Origin of the sequence: Paraburkholderia sediminicola, assembly GCF_046030555.1 — a bacterium.
GTDB lineage: Bacteria > Pseudomonadota > Gammaproteobacteria > Burkholderiales > Burkholderiaceae > Paraburkholderia > Paraburkholderia sediminicola_E.
Genome location: NZ_JAQQCH010000009.1, coordinates 252,216 through 269,313 on the forward strand (window position 1 = coordinate 252,216; position 17,098 = coordinate 269,313).

A 17,098-nucleotide genomic window follows, 5' to 3' on the forward strand; every position below is an offset into this window, starting at 1 on the left:
TGTGCTGTGTTTGCCGGCCGGGCTGCGCGCGCCGCATATCGCGCACTTGTCGCGTTCACCGCGTTTTCGGCCCCTGCCCGCTTCGCTGCGTTTGCCTGTCTTCAGGCCGTCCCTTCCACGCACAACGCGCGCTTCAATGCACCTTCCACAAAACTCACGTCGAGTTGCCGTCGACGCGCACAGACATGCTGGTCCGGGCGAATCAAATAGAACGTACCCGGTTTGCCGTCGTAACGAGCGGCGGCAAGACCATCGACGTCGTGCACCACATTCGCACCCGAAGCCACAGCAACCTGCACCTCGCCACTCGTCACCACAACGAGCTTCAGCGGAATCGGACCACTGCGCAATGCATCCAACGCAGCTTGCGTCGCCTGATCGATACCGTGCAAGCCGCAAAACAACACGCCCGTGAACTGCTGGCCGAGTTGCTGTAACAGCCATGCCGCTTGCCCGGCTGAACGAACCGGCGCATCGACGCACGATGCGCCCGGCACCATCAAACCTTCGAAGCTATCGCTGTCCGATGTATTCAGCGGAGAATCACGCAACACCGCCGGCACTGACAAACGGCCGCTATTCGTCAACTGCCGCGCGAACGGATGCTGACGCGAGAGCTTCAGCACGGCATCGCGGAACACGCGGCTAACCGGGCTCTTCGGCGTGATGAAATCGGTCGAGCGCGTGGAGTTGCGGATGTTTTCGTCGGCGGCGAATTCTCGCTCGCTCGCATATGTGTCGAGCAACGCGTCGGACGCTTTGCCTTCGAGCACCATCGCCAGCTTCCAGGCGAGGTTTTCCGCGTCCTGCACGCCGCTATTCGCGCCACGCGCGCCGAACGGCGACACGCCATGCGCGGAATCGCCCGCGAACAACACGTTGCCGTGCCGGAAACGATCCATGCGCAAACACGAAAACGTATAGACGCTGACCCATTCCAGCTCAAACTTCGCATCCGCACCGAGCAATGCCTGCACGCGCGGAATCACCCGTTCCGGCGTTTTTTCCAGTACCGGATCCGCGTCCCAACCCAACTGGAAATCGATCCGCCACACGTTGTCCGGCTGACGATGCAATAGCACCGATTGATTCGGATGGAACGGCGGGTCGAACCAGAACCAGCGCTCGGTCGGAAACTCCGCTTCCATCTTCACGTCGGCGATCAGGAAGCGGTCTTTGAACGTGACGCCGTGGCTGTCGAGTCCCATCAGATTACGCATCGGACTGCGCGAGCCGTCGGCGGCCACCACATAGCGGCCACACAACGCGTACTGACCGTCAGGCGTATCGACGGTCAGCGTCACGCTGGCTTGGGCGGTGCCAGGCGTGCCGCTCTGCTGCACGCCGACCACCTTGCTCTTCCAGCGGATCTCGAGATTCGGCATCTCCTGTGCGCGTTCGAGCAGAAAGCCTTCGACGTAGTACTGCTGCAGGTTGATGAACGCGGGCCGGTTGTGACCCGCTTCCGGCTGCAGATTGAACGTGTACACCAGCTCATCTTTCAGGAACACCTTGCCGACATTCCAGCTGATGCCCTTGTCCACCATGCGCTGCCCGCAGCCGAGCCGGTCGAAAATATCGAGCGAGCGTTTCGAGAAGCAGATCGCCCGCGAACCGGTGGACAACGAACAATCGTCGTCCACCAGGACGACCGGTACGCCCTGCTGCGCGATATCGATCGCGGTAGCAAGGCCCACGGGCCCCGCGCCGACCACGATCACGGGATAGGCTGCCTGATCCGCACCGCTTTGCCCGCTTTGTTCGCGGCAAGGCTGATAGTCGAACGACAGCGCCTGGTAGTTGATGCTCATCTTGTGTCTCCGTCCTTCTCTGCTCTGCTTGACGCTTTCCGGCGTTTCTATGCGGTTATCGATCAGGCTTGCAAAGCGGTCCACATTTCCTTGTCGCGCTGCGCGGTCCAGATGCGCGGATGCGTAATACCGCTCGCTTCGTCGAAGGCACGTGAGACGTCGAACGGCAGGCAGTGCTCGTAAATAAACACGTGGCCGAACTTCGGGTCCATGGCCTTGCGCGTATGCGCCATCGCGGCCTTCAGATCGAGCTTCTGTTCAACAGCTTCGCGGCCTTGTTGCAGCAGCGTGGTGACGAAGTCTTTCGTGTAATCGAGGCCCTTGTTGACGTCTTCCGGCGTGGTCAATGCAGGACCGCGACCCGGCACCAGCTTGTCGGCCTTCAGCGCGCGCAGTGCTTCAAGCGTGGCGGGCCATTGTTCAAGCTGCGCATCGCCGCAATAGCAGGCGGCGTCGTATTCGACCAGGTCGCCGGAGAACAGCACCTTCTGCGACGGCAGCCACACCACCGTGTCGCCCTTCGTATGACCCGCGCCCAGATGGGCAATACGCACTTCGAGCTTGCCGAGGAACAGCGTCATTTCTTTTTCGAACACGAGCGTCGGCCATGTCAGGCCCGGCACGGTTTCGACACCGGCGAAAAGACGCGGAAAGCGTTCGATTTCCGACTTCATGTCCGCTTCGCCGCGCTCGACGATCATCTCGTACGTGCCACGGCTCGCGATCACCTGTTGCGCGCCTTCTTCGAAATACGCTGACGCGCCGAGCACGCGCACCGCGTGGTAGTGCGACAGCACGACGTATTTAATCGGCTTGTCGGTCACGCTGCGAATCTTCGCGATGAGGTCTTGCGCCATGGCCGGCGTGGCAGTGGTGTCGACGATCAGCACGCCGTCGTCGCCGATGATCACGCCCGAGTTCGGATCGCCTTCAGCGGTGTATGCGTAGGCGTTCTCGGACAACTTGGTCCACGTGACTTTCTTGACTTCCAGGTCGGCCTGGGATGCGAATGCCTTTGCCATGCTTGTCTCCCTCAAAAGTTGGATGTGAGGCGAGACGCCGGCTGCGCGTTCAGATGCGCGGGCTGACTGTATTGGAGGTTGTCTCGCCCCGTTTTAACTCTGTGACTGCACCGGTATGTCGGGGTGAATGCATCTTATGGCCGGGCCAGTTTATTTGTCAATAGCGAAATGTATCGCTATACACAAATATCGGAGCGCCTAAGATGAGGAGGAAGAGGCGCGGGTTTTCGCGCAGGGCTTCGGCTAATATGGACCCTTTTTACGGACGGGCGCAGGTGTGAGCAAAGCAGCGAAACCGGCCACCGGCAAAGGCGCGGGCGGCAGCGAGACCGGGGATAGCGGCAAGACGCAGCGCGGGATTCAGAGCGTCGAAGTGGGCGGCCGCGTGTTGCTGGCGCTCGCGCAGGCGCGCAGCCCGCTCGCGTTGTCCGATCTCGCCAGCGCCGCGCAGATCGCGCCGGGGCAAGCGCATGCTTATCTGGTGAGCCTGAGCCGGTTAGGTCTGATCAAACGGGACGAACTGTCAGGCCGCTATGAACCCGGGCCGCTGTCGTTGCGGCTTGGGTTGATGCACCTGGAGAATCAGCCGGCGTTTCGCGCCGCCGTGCCGCGGGTGGCGGCGTTGGCTGAGGCGATCGGATTCAGCGTCGCGATCTGTATTGCCGGGCCGCAAGGGCCGACCATCGTCCGCTATGAGCATGCCGGCTTTCCGCTGCATGTGAATCTGCATGTGGGCACGGTGATGTCGCTGCCGGCCACGTCGACCGGTCGTGTGTTCTGCGCTTACCTGCCGCGCGAAGCGTTGGATGGGATGTGGGCGAATCAGTCGGGCGCTGCAAGTCGTGCGATGACGCCGCCCGACGAAAGCGTCGCGTTCGAAGCGGCTTTAGATGCCATCCGCGTACGCCGGTTGGAATGCAGCGTCGATGCGCCGAGTCCGGGCATCAGTAGTTTGAGCGCACCGGTACTCGATGCCGACGGCCACTTGTGCCTCGCGTTGACGGTGATCGGCTCGACCGGCGCGATCGACGTCACCGCTGATGGTCTGACGGCTCGCGCGCTCCTTGCTGCGGCTCATGACATCAGCGCCGAACTTGCGGCAACGCCCTCCCTGTTAGCTTCTTCTGCATCGTGACCGACTCTCTCGACACCTCTTATATTGGCTCCAGCGCTTCCGCCACTTCTGCCGATGCAAAGCCGCAGCGCGGCATCCAGTCACTCGATAGCACCGGCGAATTGCTTGGCGCGCTGGTTGCGGCTGCGCGGCCGTTGAGCTTGCGCGACCTTGCAGCGGCTGCGGGTATGCCGCCGGCCAAGGCGTTTCCGCATCTGGTGAGTCTGCTGAAAATTGGTCTGCTCAATCGCGACGCTTCCGGTTGTTTCGAAGCCGGGCCTTTAGCGCTTGAGCTTGGATTGATCGGCTTGCAGCGTTTGTCGCCGACGCGGGAGGCGGAGCCGGAAGTGGTCGAACTGGCGGCGTCGACGGGGATGAGTGTGGCGATGGCGGTGCTCGGGCCGCTTGGGCCGACCGTCGTGCGCCTGGAAGAATCGGCGCGGCCGCTGCATGTGAGCTTGCGGGTCGGCACGGTGATGTCGCTGGTGAATACAGCAATCGGGCGGGTGTTTGCCGCGCATGTCGCGGACGATGTACGTCACGGTCTGCTGGCGCAGGATCACTTGCGGCTGGCGGGGGCTGAGGCGGGGGAGACAAAGGCCTACGCGCAGCGGCTCGCGCAAATCCGCGCGGAAGGTATCGATACCGCGTTGAGCCGGCCCGTGCCAGGCATCGACACCCTGGCCGCGCCGGTGCTGGACCATACCGGCAGCATCTGTCTGGTGCTCGCGCTGATGGGGCCGAGCGGGAGCTTTGATAGCGAGCTGACGGGTGGCCCCGCGCAGACTTTACGCGCGGCAACGCTGAGGTTGTCACGGCGGTTTGGGTGGATGGCGGCGGCGTCTTGAAGCCGTGCTGCAACTATCCGATTGACTCGGCCCCAAGGGCCAACTCCATGATGTGAGTGATCAGCAAACGAAGAGGTAACTCATGCGTTGTTCCACTCCATTTTTAAGTGCTTCCGAAGCAGCGAGACGGCTCGGCGTCTCGGCCAAGGCCCTGCGACTCTACGAGCAGCGAGGCCTGGTGACGCCGGCCCGCACAGTCTCCGGGTATCGCACCTATGGTCCCGACGAGATGAATCGCGCTGCGGAGATCGCGGCCCTGCGTGCGCTTGGCCTTAGCCTCGCGCAGGTAGCCCAAGTGTTGAAAGGCGACCCGCGGAGTCTGGAACCCGCGTTGGCTGCCCACGAGGCGACGCTTGAAGCTGGAATTCGGCAACTCGTGGATACGATAGCTAAGGTCAGGGGGCTTCGGGCCGATCTGGCCCGAGGTCAGGCGCCCGCCGAAGGAGAGCTGGCACGTCTGCTCAAGCCTTCCTCAGAATCCGCCACAGCTTTTGATCTCCCCTGGCCTTGGGGTGGCGAACGATTCGAACTTCGCGAGATCCGGCCGCTGAACTACATCATCGGTCCGTTGGGAAGCGGCAAGACACGGCTGGCGAAATGCCTGGCTGAGAATCTACCGAATGCCGCATTCCTGGGCCTTGAGCGGATAAAAGATGGAAATGCCGCCGCCCGCCTTGAAGCCGATGCGGCGCTCAAATCGCGAGTCGATCAGACACTGGCGTGGCTCATTGATGAAGGCGCAGCGGAATCAGAAGCGCTCTCCGCGCTGCTCGTCGGTTTGGAGGCTGAAGGGCCAGACGTCGCGGTCGTCGACATGGTAGAGCAAGGGCTGGATCAGGCGACGCAGGAAGCATTGATTGCCCATCTTCGCCAACGCGCCAGGCTTGGTGGGCGCCCCTTGTTTCTGATGACGCGCTCTTCAGCGATTCTGGATCTGGCGGCAATCGGCCCCGACGAGTCCATTATCCTTTGCCCGGCCAATCACAGTCCGCCCACTCGCGTCGCACCTTATTCGGGATCGCCGGGATACGAGGCCGTTGCGACCTGCTTAGCCTCGCCGGAAGTTCGAGCACGGACGGCCGGCATGATCGCCTGGCGTCCTCAGGTTGCGTGATTGTTCACTTGCCGTTGGGCGGCTCCGGGATTCCGTCACACGTCCGTCAATCCCCCGCCGCCTCCGGCTCATGCGACGACAACCGCGCCTTCGCATTCCGCATTTTTTCGAGTGTATTGGGCCGTGCCTTCAACGCGACGCCGATCGCCAGCGCGTCCATGATGCACAGATGCACGAGCCGCGACACGCCTGGCGTATTCGGATCGATCGGACTCGGCACGCGCAACAGCAGCGGAATATCGACCAGCCACGCCAACCGCGAGCCGACATTCGTCAACGCGATCGTAGTTGCGCCACGCTCCTTGGCGATCTGAATGCTTTCGTTCACTTCGACGCTGCGGCCCGAATGCGAAATCGCAAACGCCACGTCACCCGGCTCCATGAGCCCCGCGTAAAGCCGTTGCAAATGACCATCGGTAAACGCAGTAGCCGCTATATCCAGCCGCAAAAACCTTAAAGCCGCATCTTGCGCAACAAGTCCTGACCCCGACCCAACGCCAAAGAAGAAAACCCGCCCCGCGCTCGACAACGCCGCAATCGCACTCTCAAACACCGCCGGGTCCAACGCACCACACGCATGCGTAATCCCATCGATAGCAGCCTCACCCACCTTGTCCATCAGCGTCTGAACATCGTCATCACGCGAAACCGCCGTCGATGCATACGGCACCCCACCCGCCACGCTCTGCGCCAATTGCATCTTGAAGTCGCGCAGACCGTGCGCACCAATCGCGCGACAGAAGCGCGTGACCGAAGGCTCGGACACGTCCGCGCGCTGCGCGAGTTCGGTGATGCTCGCGCGCATCGCAAAGTCGACGTCGCTCAGCACCATCTCGGCAACTTTGCGCTCGGCGGGCCGCAAATTGGCCAGCGCGCCGCGGATGTGGGGGATCAAGTTCGGTGCGGACACCCGGTGTTCCTTAAGGGTTAGATGAATCCGCGTCGCGTCGCAGCTTCAGTTGGCTTGAATCAGCTTAAATCAGCTCGAATCAGCCTCAAGCGCGGCAACACGCGGTTCAGACCAGCCTGCGTCCACTCTCCGTATCGAACAGATGAATATGCTCGGCCGGCAGGCGCAGCGTGACGCGCTGACCGGGCTCGACTTTCGAGCGCTGGCGAGTCGTCACGCACCACGTGCTGCCCCCTATTTTCCCGTACAAGTGAGTCTCAGCGCCGGTCGGCTCGACCACTTCGACTTCCATGGTGGCGTCCGGCCTGTCGGTCATTGTTTCAATGTGCTCGGGACGCACGCCGAGCGTGACCTTGGCGCCGACAACGGCGGAAGCGGGCGTACCCTCCAGCACGATCTCGCCACCGTCCGCGAGTTTCAGCGCGAAGCCCTGTCCATCCGTGCGATTCGCCAACACGCCTTCAGCGAAATTCATGGACGGCGAACCGAGGAAGCTCGCGACGAACAGATTCGCGGGACGGTCGTACAGGTCGAGCGGACGGCCAACCTGCTCGATCCGCCCCGCGTTCATCACCACGATGCGATCCGCCATTGTCATCGCCTCGATCTGATCGTGCGTGACGTAGATCACCGTATTCTTCAGGCGCTGATGCAACGCCTTGATTTCGGTGCGCATCTGCACGCGCAATTTGGCGTCGAGATTGGACAGCGGTTCGTCGAACAGAAACAGCGACGGCTCGCGCACTACGGCGCGGCCCATTGCCACCCGCTGACGTTGACCACCCGACAGCGCACGCGGCAAGCGATCCAGATAACCGCCGAGGTTCAGCATCTTCGCGGCGGCTTCGATCCGCGGCTTGAAACTCGCCGACGATTCCTTGCGAATCCGCGGCCCAAACGCGATGTTTTCGTAGACCGACAGATGCGGATAGAGCGCGTAGCTCTGGAACACCATCGAGATATTGCGCTGCTGCGGCGCAAGCGTATTCGCGCGCGTGCCGCCGATCATCAGATCGCCGCCGCTGATTTCTTCGAGCCCCGCCACCATGCGCATCAGCGTGCTCTTGCCGCAACCCGATGGCCCGACCAGCACGACGAACTCGCCGTCGTCGATGTCGAGATCGATGCCGTGCACCACTTGCGTGTCGCCATAGCGTTTGAAGATGCCGCTCAGTTGCACTGCTGCCATGCTGTCCTCATCGTCGTGCTGTCATGCGAACGTGCTGCCCTGTTTCATCGGGCAAAGAACACGTTGCGCTATCCGGTCAAAGCAGTTCAAAACGATTCAAAGCGATTCAAGCGTCAGCTCTTCCGCCATCAAACGGTTGCCGGCCATCAGCCCACCGTCAACCGGCAATGCGACGCCGGTAATCACGCGAGCCATTGGCGATGCAAGGAACAGCACCGCATCGGCAATGTCGTCGGGCGTCGCGAAGTCACGCAACGGGTACCACTTCTTCAGATCCTCGAAGACCTGCGGATTCTTGTCGACGCGCGCCTGCCACGCCTGCGTCTTCACCGTGCCCGGGCAGACAATGTTCGCGCGAATGCCGTAACGGCCCAGTTCGATCGCCAGCGCTTTGGTGTAGCTGATGAGGCCCGCCTTCGCCGCGCTATACGCCGGATGCCCGAGCGCGGCCATGCCGTTCACCGAGCCGATCAGCACCAGCGCGCCCTTCTGCCGCTCGATCATCGACGCGCGCACTGCTTCCACCGTGTGATACGTGCCGTTCAGATTCAAATGGATGTCGCGTTGCCAACTGGCGGCGTCGGTCGTGGCGAGCGTCAGACCTTTGGCGGCACCCGCGTTGGCGACCAGCACGTCCACCGGGCCGCGGGTCTTCACCGCTTCGGCCACGGCATGCTGCACTGCGGCAGCATTGCCAAGGTCGACCGCGATCGGCGTGATATGTGTCTCGCCTAACCGCACCGTCAATCCGCTCAGCGCAACCGCGTCGATATCGAGCGCCAGCACGGTATCGCCCTGCTCCACGAAACGCTTGCACAACACGCTGCCGATACCGCCGCAAGCGCCCGTTACCAACACCACACGATTCATGTCCGCCCTCGCTCCTCAACCCCGTTCAGCGCCGGTCTAGCGTGTAAATTTCCTACAAACCTGACGCTGCGTAGTTGTCTAGTCATCCCGAAGATTGGGTATCCGTGACTTTGCGTTATGCAGAATACCCCTGCTTTACAGCATCTTATGCACAAAACTTGCCGAGAAGAAATATGGCAGACCCTACGTGACAAGCTATTTTGCGTCATGTAGGATTTTTTCAAACAATTTAACCCAAAGCGGCCGGCGACGGCAGCAGACCACCCCCCACCCTCGTTGGATGGGACCGGAGAAAGTGCGGTGCACTAACTCCGATCGACACAGGAGAGAGAGAAATGTCGTTGCATGCCCGTGCTTCCCTCGCGCTAGGCAAAGTTGCCGTGGCGCTCGCGTTTGCAGGTATCGCCGTCGCGGCTCACGCCGACACGGTCCGCGTAACGGTCGCGCATTACAGCGATGCGACCGCGCCGTACTTCGAAAAAATGGCCCGTAACTTCGAGAAGGCCAATCCCGGCACGACGATCAAGATCGAAGACGTAAGTTGGGACACGCTGCAACAGAAACTGCAGACGGACATTACCGGTAACGCCAACGCCGATCTCGCGATCGTCGGCACGCGCTGGCTGCTCGACTTCGTGAAGGACGACGTGGCTGAGCCGCTCGACGGGTACATGGACGCGAGCTTCAAGAGCCGCTTCATCGGCCCGTTCCTCGCGCCAGGTGAAATCAACGGCAAGGTGTACGGCCTGCCGATCGCGGCTTCGGCACGCGCGCTCTACTACAACAAGGATCTGCTCGCGAAGGTCGGCTATCCCGACGGTCCGAAGACGTGGAATGACGTGATCGACGCGTCGAAGAAACTGAAGGCGCAGGGCATTGCCGGCTTCGGTCTGCAAGGCAAGGAAATCGAAACCGACGTCTACTATTACTACGCGCTGTGGACTAACGGCGGCGACGTGGTCGGCAAGGATGGCAAGGCGGCGTTCAATTCGCCGGCCGGCATCAAGGCGGCCACGCTATACAAGACGATGATCGACCAGGGTCTGACACAACCTGGCGTGACCGGCTATAGCCGTGAAGACGTGCAAAACCTCTTCAAGCAAGGCCGCGTTGCGATGGTGATTTCGGCACCTTTCCTGTCCAAGCAGATCAAGAAGGAAGCGCCGAATCTGAAGTACGGTATCGATCCGATCCCGATGGGTACGACGCATGCCACGTATGCCGTCACCGACTCGATCGTGATGTTCAAGAACTCGAAGGTGAAGAAATCGGCCTGGAAGTTCCTCGACTATCTGTTCACGAAGGAACCGCGCGTCGAGTTCACGAAGACTGAAGGCTTCCTGCCGACCACCAAGGCTGAAGCGACCGATCCGGCGTTCAACGATCCGGATACCAAAGCTTTCGTCGCGCTGCTGCCGACGGCTCACTTCGCGCCGACCGTGACCGGTTGGGAAGACACCGCGAAGGCCGTGACCGATGCAATGCAATCGGTCTACCTGGGCAAGGCGAAGCCTGCTGATGCGTTGAATGCCGCGGCGGATCAAGCGAACAAGTCGCTCGGTAAGTGATTGCGTAGTCTCGTAGCACGATGTTGAACACGGAACGCGCGCCGCCGTTGTGAAGGCAGCGCGCGTTTCGGTCCTAATGCACTATCCGGCCCATCCCGTCGCGCCCATTCTTTAACATGGACGCGTCTTACGATCGAGCACGCATGAGCCGTTCCGCTTCTTCGCGCCTCCAGGCGCCCTGGTTGCTGATTGCGCCGAGTCTGGTGTTGGCGCTTTTCATCATCAGCTATCCGATTTTCAACATCGTGTGGCAATCGCTGCACGAGGTCTCGCGCTTCGGCGCGATCCGCGATTTCAGCGGTCTGCAGAATTTCGTTACGGTTTTCACCGACCCAAACTTTCTTGCCGCAGCCAGACGAACGGTTGTCTGGACCGTGTGCGTGGTGGGCGGCACGGTGCTGATTTCCGTGCCGGTTGCACTGATTCTGAATCAGGATTTCTATGGACGCGGCGTGGCGCGCACGATTGTGATGCTGCCGTGGTCCGTCTCGCTGACGATGACCGCCGTGGTGTGGCGCTGGGCCTTCAACGATGACTACGGCATGGTCAACGTCACGTTGGAGCGGCTTGGGTTGATCCACGGTCAGATACATTGGCTTGCGACGCCGGAGCTCGCATTTCCCGTGGAAATCGCGGTTGGCATTCTGGTGTCGATTCCCTTTACGGTGACGATTCTGCTGGGCGGGTTGTCGTCGGTGCCGGGCGACATTTATGAAGCGGCGCGGATGGATGGCGCCAGTGCGTGGCAGCAGTTTCGCAAGCTGACGATGCCGCTCTTGCGGCCGTTCATCAACATGACGATTCTGTTGAACGTGATCTATGTGTTCAATTCTTTCCCGATCATCTGGGTGATGACCCAAGGCGGGCCGGATAACGGCACGCACATTCTCGTTACGTATCTCTATGAGCTTGGCTTCAGGCTGGGACGTCCCGGCCAGGCCGCGGCGGTGTCGCTGATCATGCTCGTCATGCTGTTCGTTTTCTCGATCGCCTATCTGCGCCTGCAGCCCGCGAAAGAAGGAGAGGCGTCATGAGTCTTAGCGTCAAGATGAAGCGCTCGTTGTGGTGCTGGTTGGCGCTGTCGCCGCTGGTTGTGGCTGTGCTGTTTCCGTTTGCGGTGATGTTGTTTACTGCTTTGAAGCCGGCTACGGAGATCTTTGTTTATCCGGCGAGGTGGTTGCCGGTGCATTGGCAGTGGAGCAATTTTTCGGACATGTGGGTTGCGGCTAATTTTGGGGTGGCGTTGAGGAATAGCTGTGTGATTAGTTTCTTGTCGACTGCGTTGGCGTTAGCGGTGAGCTTGCCGGCGGCTTATGCGTTGGCGAGGTTTCCGTTTCGTGGGAAAGGGTTGTATTCACAGTTTCTGCTGGTGACGCAGATGTTGTCGCCGATTCTGCTGGTGGTTGGGTTGTTCCGGCTTGCAGCGATGATTCCTTATGGGGATGGGAATCTGGTTGACTCCAAGATCGGGGTCATCGTTTCTTATGCGGCGTTCAATATCGCGTTTGCTGTTTGGATGTTGTCTTCTTACTTTCAGACTGTGCCGAGGGATTTGGAAGAGGCGGCTTGGTTGGAGGGGTGTGGGCGGACTCGGGCGGTTTTTAAGGTTTTCTTGCCGTTGGCTGTGCCTGCGATTGTTGTTACGGCGATCTTTACTTTTATTAATGCCTGGAATGAGTTTGCGGTTGTTTATACGTTGATTCGGTCGCCGGAGAATAAGACTTTGACCGTGCAGGTTACGGATATGGTGGCTGGGAAGTATGTTGTGGAGTGGCATCTGGTAATGGCCGCGACTCTATGCGCGACGTTGCCGGTTTCTATTGTGTTTGCGTGGTTGCAGCGGTTCTTGGTGAAGGGGTTGGCGTTGGGGGCGGTGAAGTAGGTCTTTGGGGGGCGCGGCCGGGGTTGGCCTGCCCGCCGCGAAACCATTCTTGCGAACCAGCTTCGCCGTCGTGTGTTATCCGTGACATAGCTTGTCACGTAGTTCCATTCGAGGTTTGCAAACGGCTGATATTCGGCCATTGCCGCCGCTCGCATGTCGACGCTGGCATGCCCGCTCACGGCAGCACAGCGGTCGTTCGACAGCGGCAACCGCGAAAGGCAGGTATAGCACCAATGAATGCGTACTTTCGACCCTGAGCCGCCTGCCCCGCTCACAAGCGAATGTCCGCTGAGCAACCACAAAGCGGGCGCTCGTGGACAGGCGGAGGGATTGGGCCAACGAATACCACAGCTCTTGTAACACCCCCGACAGTCGTGCTGCAGATGCGTTAGCGTCCGAGGCCCGAAAAGAACGCGGCCAGGTTCGCCGCGACACTGGTGGGATTCACGATGGGCAGCATGTGTGTTCCGCGGGGAACGGTCGCCTCCGCCGCAGCAGGGTGCCACTGTTTGATCAACTGGTGCACTTCGCGGAATACTGGCATCGTGTCGGTGCCGAGCATCGAGAGTACCGGCACTCGAATGCCACCGACTTCCTGTGGCGAAATTTGCCATTGGCGCAGAGTCTGTGCCTCAAACTGGAAGAAGGTGTCGCAATCGACAATGGCTTGCTCGAATGCCCCCGGCGGTAAAACCCGGCTGATGATGTCCCGAAAATTCGGTCCCATCAACCCTTCCAGCATGGTCTGCGTCACACCTGTCTTGTCGCCGCTCGTATAGACCTGTACCGCGGAATCCAGCCATGTCCAGAATCCTGGGCCGGATGGAACCCAGCTTTGCAGTGGCGGCTCAAGCAGAGCGAGGCTCCGCACTCTTTCGGGCCTATCGAGTGTCAATTGCAGCGCAATTGCTCCACCATAGGATTGGCCAACCACATGGGCATCCGCAATCTCGAGATGCTGGAGCAAGATATCGGCATCGCGGGCCCAATCGTTCATCGTCCGCGCGGCTTGGACTCGGCTGCTGCCAGCATAGCCGCGCCGATGGTAATGGATGATCTGAAATTGGCGGGTGAGGTCTGGCTCGGTCAATAGTGGTCGGCAGCTATCCGCGAGCAGGCTGCCGTGAATCAGTAATACCGGTTCGCCATTCCCCTGGACTTCATATTCGATCTCGGCCCCATCGAGAGTCGCGCGCTGTATTGTCATCTCATTCGACCCAACCGATCGCTTTGACAAACTGGGCGGTGTCGCCAACTTGCCAGAAGGAGGCCAACTTCCCATCCTTGATCGTCCATACGTGCGTAAGACGTGCGATCACCTGTCTTCCGTCTTTGGTCCGACCTGCATAATTCCCCAAGGCGATGACGCGATCGCCTATTTCGATGTATTCGACGCTGCTGGGATCTACTCCGAAGGTTTCGAAGTGCTGAAACAGTGGGCCGAAGAAGTCCTTTAGGACGCTATCCAAGCCGTCGTACTTTCCTCCGTGAGGAAATCCGACTGAGATATCGTAGTGAATATCTTTGGACATCACCTCCTGTATAACCGCAGGGTCGCCCTGGGCTTCATATAAGCGACGAACCAGCGAAACGTTCGGCGAATCTGACATGGCAAATCTCCTTGGATAGCTTGCAATTACAAGCGAGTGATTACCAGGTGCGAGGCAATCTCCTCGATTGTCGAAGACGACCGACCGATCATCGGGATACCTTGGCGGCCGTGGCTCCGCCCCATAGCGAGCCCGGATTGGCGCGATCCCCATGGAGCCCCATCATCCGATCGAAAAGTTCGCGCGCGGTCGTCGTCTCCTGGTTGAGGCGCATGAAGTCCTGAAAATAGTTGCGCGTTTCCTCGATGATCCGTGGATGGTCGTCGAGTTCGGGGCGCTTGTGGCCGGCGACCACGGCGCGAGGTTTCAGAGTTTCGAGCTTGTCGAGAGCCGCGATCCATTGGAGCCAACTCTGCGGATCGCCCTCCGCCATAAAGGGGTGGACACCGTTATAGGCAACGTCCCCGGACACAACCAGGCTGATTGATGGCACGTGTAGAGCGGTGGACAGGGCCGTATCAGTGTAGCCGGTGTCGACCTGGATCAGTTCGTGCCCCTCCAGGTCAAGGGAGTCCCCTTCAAGCGATTCAGGCAGCGAGATTTGTTGAGGAAGCTGGCCGGGAAAGCGGGGAACCCAGTAGCTTTTAAAGTGGGCCGGATCGATCTCACGGCGCATGTGTTCTATGATGTCCGGCCTTGCCACCGCCCGGGCCTGTGGGAAGCGTTGCTGGAGGAGACCGATGCCGAAGAAATGATCGGCATGACCATGCGTCACATAGATCGTAGTCAGGTTTTTGCCGCTGGTCGCGACCCAATCCGCCAAGGCCTGCGAGGCTTCGGCTGTGAGGAAGGTATCGACCAGTACGGCATCCCGCTCACCGTAGATGAGCGTCGAAGAATTGGGCACCCAGGCCAGGGACTCGAAGCCTGATGGCAACTCCCGGTTGACACCCGCCCGCTTGGTGACGAATACCGAATATTCCAAGGCACCCTTTGCTGCGCTCATGAGAGCACTCCATGCGGTAGCAGGAAATGACCAGTTGCTTGAGGGAAGAATATCAACGGCTTACCGAGAAAGCGAGCGCTTTTCGGCAGATGGGAAGCAGTCGGAAATTTGTCACCCGGCCGTCAGAAAACTCCTGCGGAATTCTGTACAGCAGTCACTACATAGCTGCAGAAAGCGCCATTCAACGAAGGACGGTTGGCCTTTCATGATCGGTCATTCGTGTGTGGATTTCGAGGGACCGCTTGTGGCCGATAGCACCAGTTCGATGAAGGTGCCTCCGTGATGATGTTGGAATTTTCAATGGCAGCTTTCTGGCGGTTTGTGCGAACGCGTACTTCCGGCCAGAAAGAGACAGTCGACCTCATGACGTGGATCGATAACAATCTGACTGCGTCTACTGATCAGGGAGCATTGAAAGTGTTGATCGCCTTCGGCGGATTACCGGGTACCGGGAAGACAACAGTAGCGCAAACGCTCGCACGCAAGCTCGCTGCCGTTTATCTGCGCATAGATACATTGGAACAGGCAATCAAGGCGTGCGAAAGCGGTCATGCCGATATTGGGGCTGCCGGATATCTGGCCGCATATGCGGTTGCCGGCGATAACTTGCGGCTTGGGTCGACTGTCGTCGCGGACTCGGTCAATTCGTTGCAAATTACCCGTAGCGCCTGGAGAAATGTGGCGTTCGACGCAGGTGTGCAGATTTTCGAGATCGAGTTGGTTTGTTCGGATGCTGCAGTGCACCGGCATAGGGTCGAGGGGCGAAAATCCGATACCCCCGATTTTCAGCTGCCGACATGGCAGAGCGTGCTTGAACGTCAATACGACCCATGGGAATCCGCGCACCACGTCGTCGACACCGCAAAGTTTTCGGTTGAGCAGGCCGTCGAAGGAATCATGCAACGACTGTCGTTGGCTCGTCCAAGGAATCGAATCGTTTAGCGCAATGCATGCCGGACATGCTGATTGCATGAGGCGACGTTCGGCCAGGAGCGGTCAATCGACTTCGACGGGCAGGTCGTCTACAATCGTTACGCACATTGCCGCCTGAACCGCTAAGACCCTGTACATACGCACGCTACGTCGGATCGACCGCCGATCATCGAATGACATAGAACGTCTGCAAGCTATGCTCGAAGGTGCAAACCTATAGACGATTCCGCACGTGCGTTTCCAGACTTAATCGCCTTTGATTTGATAAAAATCGCTCTGCCTGTCGCGCTGGTGTATCTCGTTTTGCACGATACGAACGGATGGTTTACGCCTGCGGGCGAACGCCTGTCCAATACGAAACTGCTGTTTCCGAAGAGCGCTATGTATGAAAAACATCAATGATTCTGCACGAGCCTTTATCGATCTGGCCAAGCTAGGACGAACCAGTTTATCGGCTATCGCGTTGACGCTGTTGCTTATCATCTTTATCGACACCATTAGCGCGCTCGGTATTCTGGCGTTTTCACCTGGGAACGTTCAGTCAGCGTTTTACAAAAATTTCAACGTCATCAATGAGCTTGAATCTTCGTTCACTGGTGCCGCTGGAATCGGCGGTATCGCTGGATTCTGGCTTGCGTGTCGATTTATTCTACGCCGCCCGTATTTGTCTATCGTTTCTGCCGGGCTGAAATTCAACATTCCGCGTGTCCTGCTCGGCATGGCGCTTTTCCTGCCTGCGTTCGCGGTATCGGTCATTGCGGGTTCGGTTTATTTCTGGGCGCGTTACGGCACGTGGCAACCGCCGCTTGGGGGATTTAATTTGAACCCACACGTTTTCGGGTTCGGTTCGATTTTCAGCCTCTTTGCCGGCCCTGCCGCAATAGGTGTGCTCGCGTTTGGTGAGGAGCAGTTTTTTCGTGGATGGCTGACGCAGACCCTTGGGCAATATATTCGCGTTCCGGCTGCTGTCGTGATAATCGTGGCCGTTTCGTTTGCGATCTATCACACGCAGTACGACTTGCCCGTCAAGGCGGTAATGTTCTTTAATTCTATCGGTTTTTCGGTGTTGAGCCTGCGCGATCAACGTCTGGAATTGGCTGTTGGTGCTCACACGATGCTAAACACGTGCGTTGCAATGCTGATACCAACGTTTTTTGTGTCCGCGCATCCGCACGTGAATTTCCCGAATGCGTTTTACATGAATCACTCGGTACTGGTACTGGTACTGGTACTGGTACTGGTACTGGTACTGAACATAATTGTTTTCGCACTGATTAAAGG

Annotated in this window: 16 protein-coding genes; 8 read left to right on the forward strand and 8 right to left on the reverse strand. The window is 59.3% G+C overall.

Annotation, left to right across the window (positions count from 1 at the left end):
* Positions 1-101: 101 nt before the first annotated feature.
* Together PQQ52_RS15710 and PQQ52_RS15715 are read right to left on the reverse strand one after the other, a co-directional pair.
* On the reverse strand, positions 102-1,811 hold the full coding sequence (locus tag PQQ52_RS15710) for an FAD-dependent oxidoreductase (RefSeq protein ID WP_408212762.1): 1,710 nt from the start codon (positions 1,809-1,811) through the stop codon (positions 102-104).
* Positions 1,812-1,873: 62 nt separating this feature from the next.
* The gene (locus tag PQQ52_RS15715; RefSeq protein WP_408212765.1) at positions 1,874-2,833 is read right to left on the reverse strand and encodes an MBL fold metallo-hydrolase; all 960 of its coding nucleotides are present in this window, start codon (positions 2,831-2,833) and stop codon (positions 1,874-1,876) included.
* Between the two features lie 277 nt (positions 2,834-3,110).
* Here PQQ52_RS15715 and PQQ52_RS15720 point away from each other — a divergent pair, with 277 nt between their 5' ends.
* The 3 genes from PQQ52_RS15720 (at position 3,111) to PQQ52_RS15730 (ending at position 5,909) form a co-directional block, all read left to right on the forward strand.
* Complete coding sequence (locus tag PQQ52_RS15720; protein WP_408212768.1) at positions 3,111-3,968, forward strand: IclR family transcriptional regulator; 858 nt, start codon at positions 3,111-3,113, stop codon at positions 3,966-3,968.
* On the forward strand, positions 3,965-4,795 hold the full coding sequence (locus tag PQQ52_RS15725) for an IclR family transcriptional regulator (protein WP_408212771.1): 831 nt from the start codon (positions 3,965-3,967) through the stop codon (positions 4,793-4,795). The genes PQQ52_RS15720 and PQQ52_RS15725 overlap by 4 nt, the downstream gene beginning before the upstream one ends.
* Positions 4,796-4,877: 82 nt before the next feature.
* The gene (locus PQQ52_RS15730) at positions 4,878-5,909 is read left to right on the forward strand and encodes a MerR family transcriptional regulator (RefSeq protein WP_408212774.1); all 1,032 of its coding nucleotides are present in this window, start codon (positions 4,878-4,880) and stop codon (positions 5,907-5,909) included.
* A 46-nt stretch (positions 5,910-5,955) separates the two neighbouring features.
* Here the strand turns inward: PQQ52_RS15730 and PQQ52_RS15735 are convergent, their stop codons facing one another.
* The 3 genes from PQQ52_RS15735 to PQQ52_RS15745 all read right to left on the reverse strand — a co-directional run bounded on the left by PQQ52_RS15735 (position 5,956) and on the right by PQQ52_RS15745 (position 8,878).
* Positions 5,956-6,819, reverse strand: coding sequence for a MurR/RpiR family transcriptional regulator (locus tag PQQ52_RS15735; RefSeq protein WP_408212777.1), 864 nt, complete (start codon positions 6,817-6,819; stop codon positions 5,956-5,958).
* 106 nt (positions 6,820-6,925) lie between these two features.
* Positions 6,926-8,008, reverse strand: a complete 1,083-nt coding sequence (locus PQQ52_RS15740) for an ABC transporter ATP-binding protein (RefSeq protein WP_408212779.1) — start codon at positions 8,006-8,008, stop codon at positions 6,926-6,928.
* Positions 8,009-8,104: 96 nt separating this feature from the next.
* Positions 8,105-8,878 carry an SDR family oxidoreductase gene (locus tag PQQ52_RS15745; protein WP_408212782.1) on the reverse strand — a complete coding sequence of 258 codons (774 nt, stop codon included), beginning with the start codon at positions 8,876-8,878 and terminating at the stop codon, positions 8,105-8,107.
* A 335-nt stretch (positions 8,879-9,213) separates the two neighbouring features.
* On the opposite strand from PQQ52_RS15745, the gene PQQ52_RS15750 reads away from it, so the two are divergent.
* From PQQ52_RS15750 to PQQ52_RS15760, 3 genes are all read left to right on the forward strand, one after another.
* Positions 9,214-10,446 (forward strand): ABC transporter substrate-binding protein, encoded by a 1,233-nt coding sequence (locus PQQ52_RS15750; RefSeq protein ID WP_408212784.1) that lies wholly within the window; start codon positions 9,214-9,216, stop codon positions 10,444-10,446.
* A 143-nt stretch (positions 10,447-10,589) separates the two neighbouring features.
* Positions 10,590-11,480, forward strand: coding sequence for a carbohydrate ABC transporter permease (locus tag PQQ52_RS15755; protein ID WP_408212787.1), 891 nt, complete (start codon positions 10,590-10,592; stop codon positions 11,478-11,480).
* The gene (locus PQQ52_RS15760; protein ID WP_408212789.1) at positions 11,477-12,328 is read left to right on the forward strand and encodes a carbohydrate ABC transporter permease; all 852 of its coding nucleotides are present in this window, start codon (positions 11,477-11,479) and stop codon (positions 12,326-12,328) included. Before PQQ52_RS15755 ends, PQQ52_RS15760 begins: the two co-directional genes overlap by 4 nt.
* Positions 12,329-12,716: 388 nt before the next feature.
* Here the strand turns inward: PQQ52_RS15760 and PQQ52_RS15765 are convergent, their stop codons facing one another.
* The 3 genes from PQQ52_RS15765 to PQQ52_RS15775 all read right to left on the reverse strand — a co-directional run bounded on the left by PQQ52_RS15765 (position 12,717) and on the right by PQQ52_RS15775 (position 14,884).
* Positions 12,717-13,535 (reverse strand): alpha/beta fold hydrolase, encoded by an 819-nt coding sequence (locus PQQ52_RS15765; protein WP_408212791.1) that lies wholly within the window; start codon positions 13,533-13,535, stop codon positions 12,717-12,719.
* 1 nt (position 13,536) lies between these two features.
* Complete coding sequence (locus tag PQQ52_RS15770) at positions 13,537-13,938, reverse strand: nuclear transport factor 2 family protein (protein ID WP_408212794.1); 402 nt, start codon at positions 13,936-13,938, stop codon at positions 13,537-13,539.
* Between the two features lie 88 nt (positions 13,939-14,026).
* Positions 14,027-14,884, reverse strand: coding sequence for an MBL fold metallo-hydrolase (locus PQQ52_RS15775; protein ID WP_408212797.1), 858 nt, complete (start codon positions 14,882-14,884; stop codon positions 14,027-14,029).
* Between the two features lie 300 nt (positions 14,885-15,184).
* On the opposite strand from PQQ52_RS15775, the gene PQQ52_RS15780 reads away from it, so the two are divergent.
* Together PQQ52_RS15780 and PQQ52_RS15785 are read left to right on the forward strand one after the other, a co-directional pair.
* Complete coding sequence (locus PQQ52_RS15780; protein WP_408212799.1) at positions 15,185-15,826, forward strand: P-loop nucleotide/nucleoside kinase family protein; 642 nt, start codon at positions 15,185-15,187, stop codon at positions 15,824-15,826.
* Positions 15,827-16,202: 376 nt separating this feature from the next.
* Positions 16,203-17,098 (forward strand): CPBP family glutamic-type intramembrane protease (locus tag PQQ52_RS15785; protein ID WP_408212802.1); only part of this gene is annotated, 896 nt, incomplete at its 3' end.

Excerpts from the sequence above, each read along its gene's own strand:
- PQQ52_RS15710 (WP_408212762.1), bottom strand. The coding sequence starts at position 1,811 with ATGAGCATCAACTACCAGGCGCTGTCGTTCGACTATCAGCCTTGCCGC.
- PQQ52_RS15715 (WP_408212765.1), bottom strand. The coding sequence starts at position 2,833 with ATGGCAAAGGCATTCGCATCCCAGGCCGACCTGGAAGTCAAGAAAGTC.
- PQQ52_RS15730 (WP_408212774.1), top strand. The coding sequence starts at position 4,878 with ATGCGTTGTTCCACTCCATTTTTAAGTGCTTCCGAAGCAGCGAGACGG.
- PQQ52_RS15740 (WP_408212779.1), bottom strand. The coding sequence starts at position 8,008 with ATGGCAGCAGTGCAACTGAGCGGCATCTTCAAACGCTATGGCGACACG.
- PQQ52_RS15745 (WP_408212782.1), bottom strand. The coding sequence starts at position 8,878 with ATGAATCGTGTGGTGTTGGTAACGGGCGCTTGCGGCGGTATCGGCAGC.
- PQQ52_RS15750 (WP_408212784.1), top strand. The coding sequence starts at position 9,214 with ATGTCGTTGCATGCCCGTGCTTCCCTCGCGCTAGGCAAAGTTGCCGTG.
- PQQ52_RS15755 (WP_408212787.1), top strand. The coding sequence starts at position 10,590 with ATGAGCCGTTCCGCTTCTTCGCGCCTCCAGGCGCCCTGGTTGCTGATT.
- PQQ52_RS15760 (WP_408212789.1), top strand. The coding sequence starts at position 11,477 with ATGAGTCTTAGCGTCAAGATGAAGCGCTCGTTGTGGTGCTGGTTGGCG.
- PQQ52_RS15765 (WP_408212791.1), bottom strand. The coding sequence starts at position 13,535 with ATGACAATACAGCGCGCGACTCTCGATGGGGCCGAGATCGAATATGAA.
- PQQ52_RS15770 (WP_408212794.1), bottom strand. The coding sequence starts at position 13,938 with ATGTCAGATTCGCCGAACGTTTCGCTGGTTCGTCGCTTATATGAAGCC.
- PQQ52_RS15775 (WP_408212797.1), bottom strand. The coding sequence starts at position 14,884 with ATGAGCGCAGCAAAGGGTGCCTTGGAATATTCGGTATTCGTCACCAAG.
- PQQ52_RS15780 (WP_408212799.1), top strand. The coding sequence starts at position 15,185 with ATGGCAGCTTTCTGGCGGTTTGTGCGAACGCGTACTTCCGGCCAGAAA.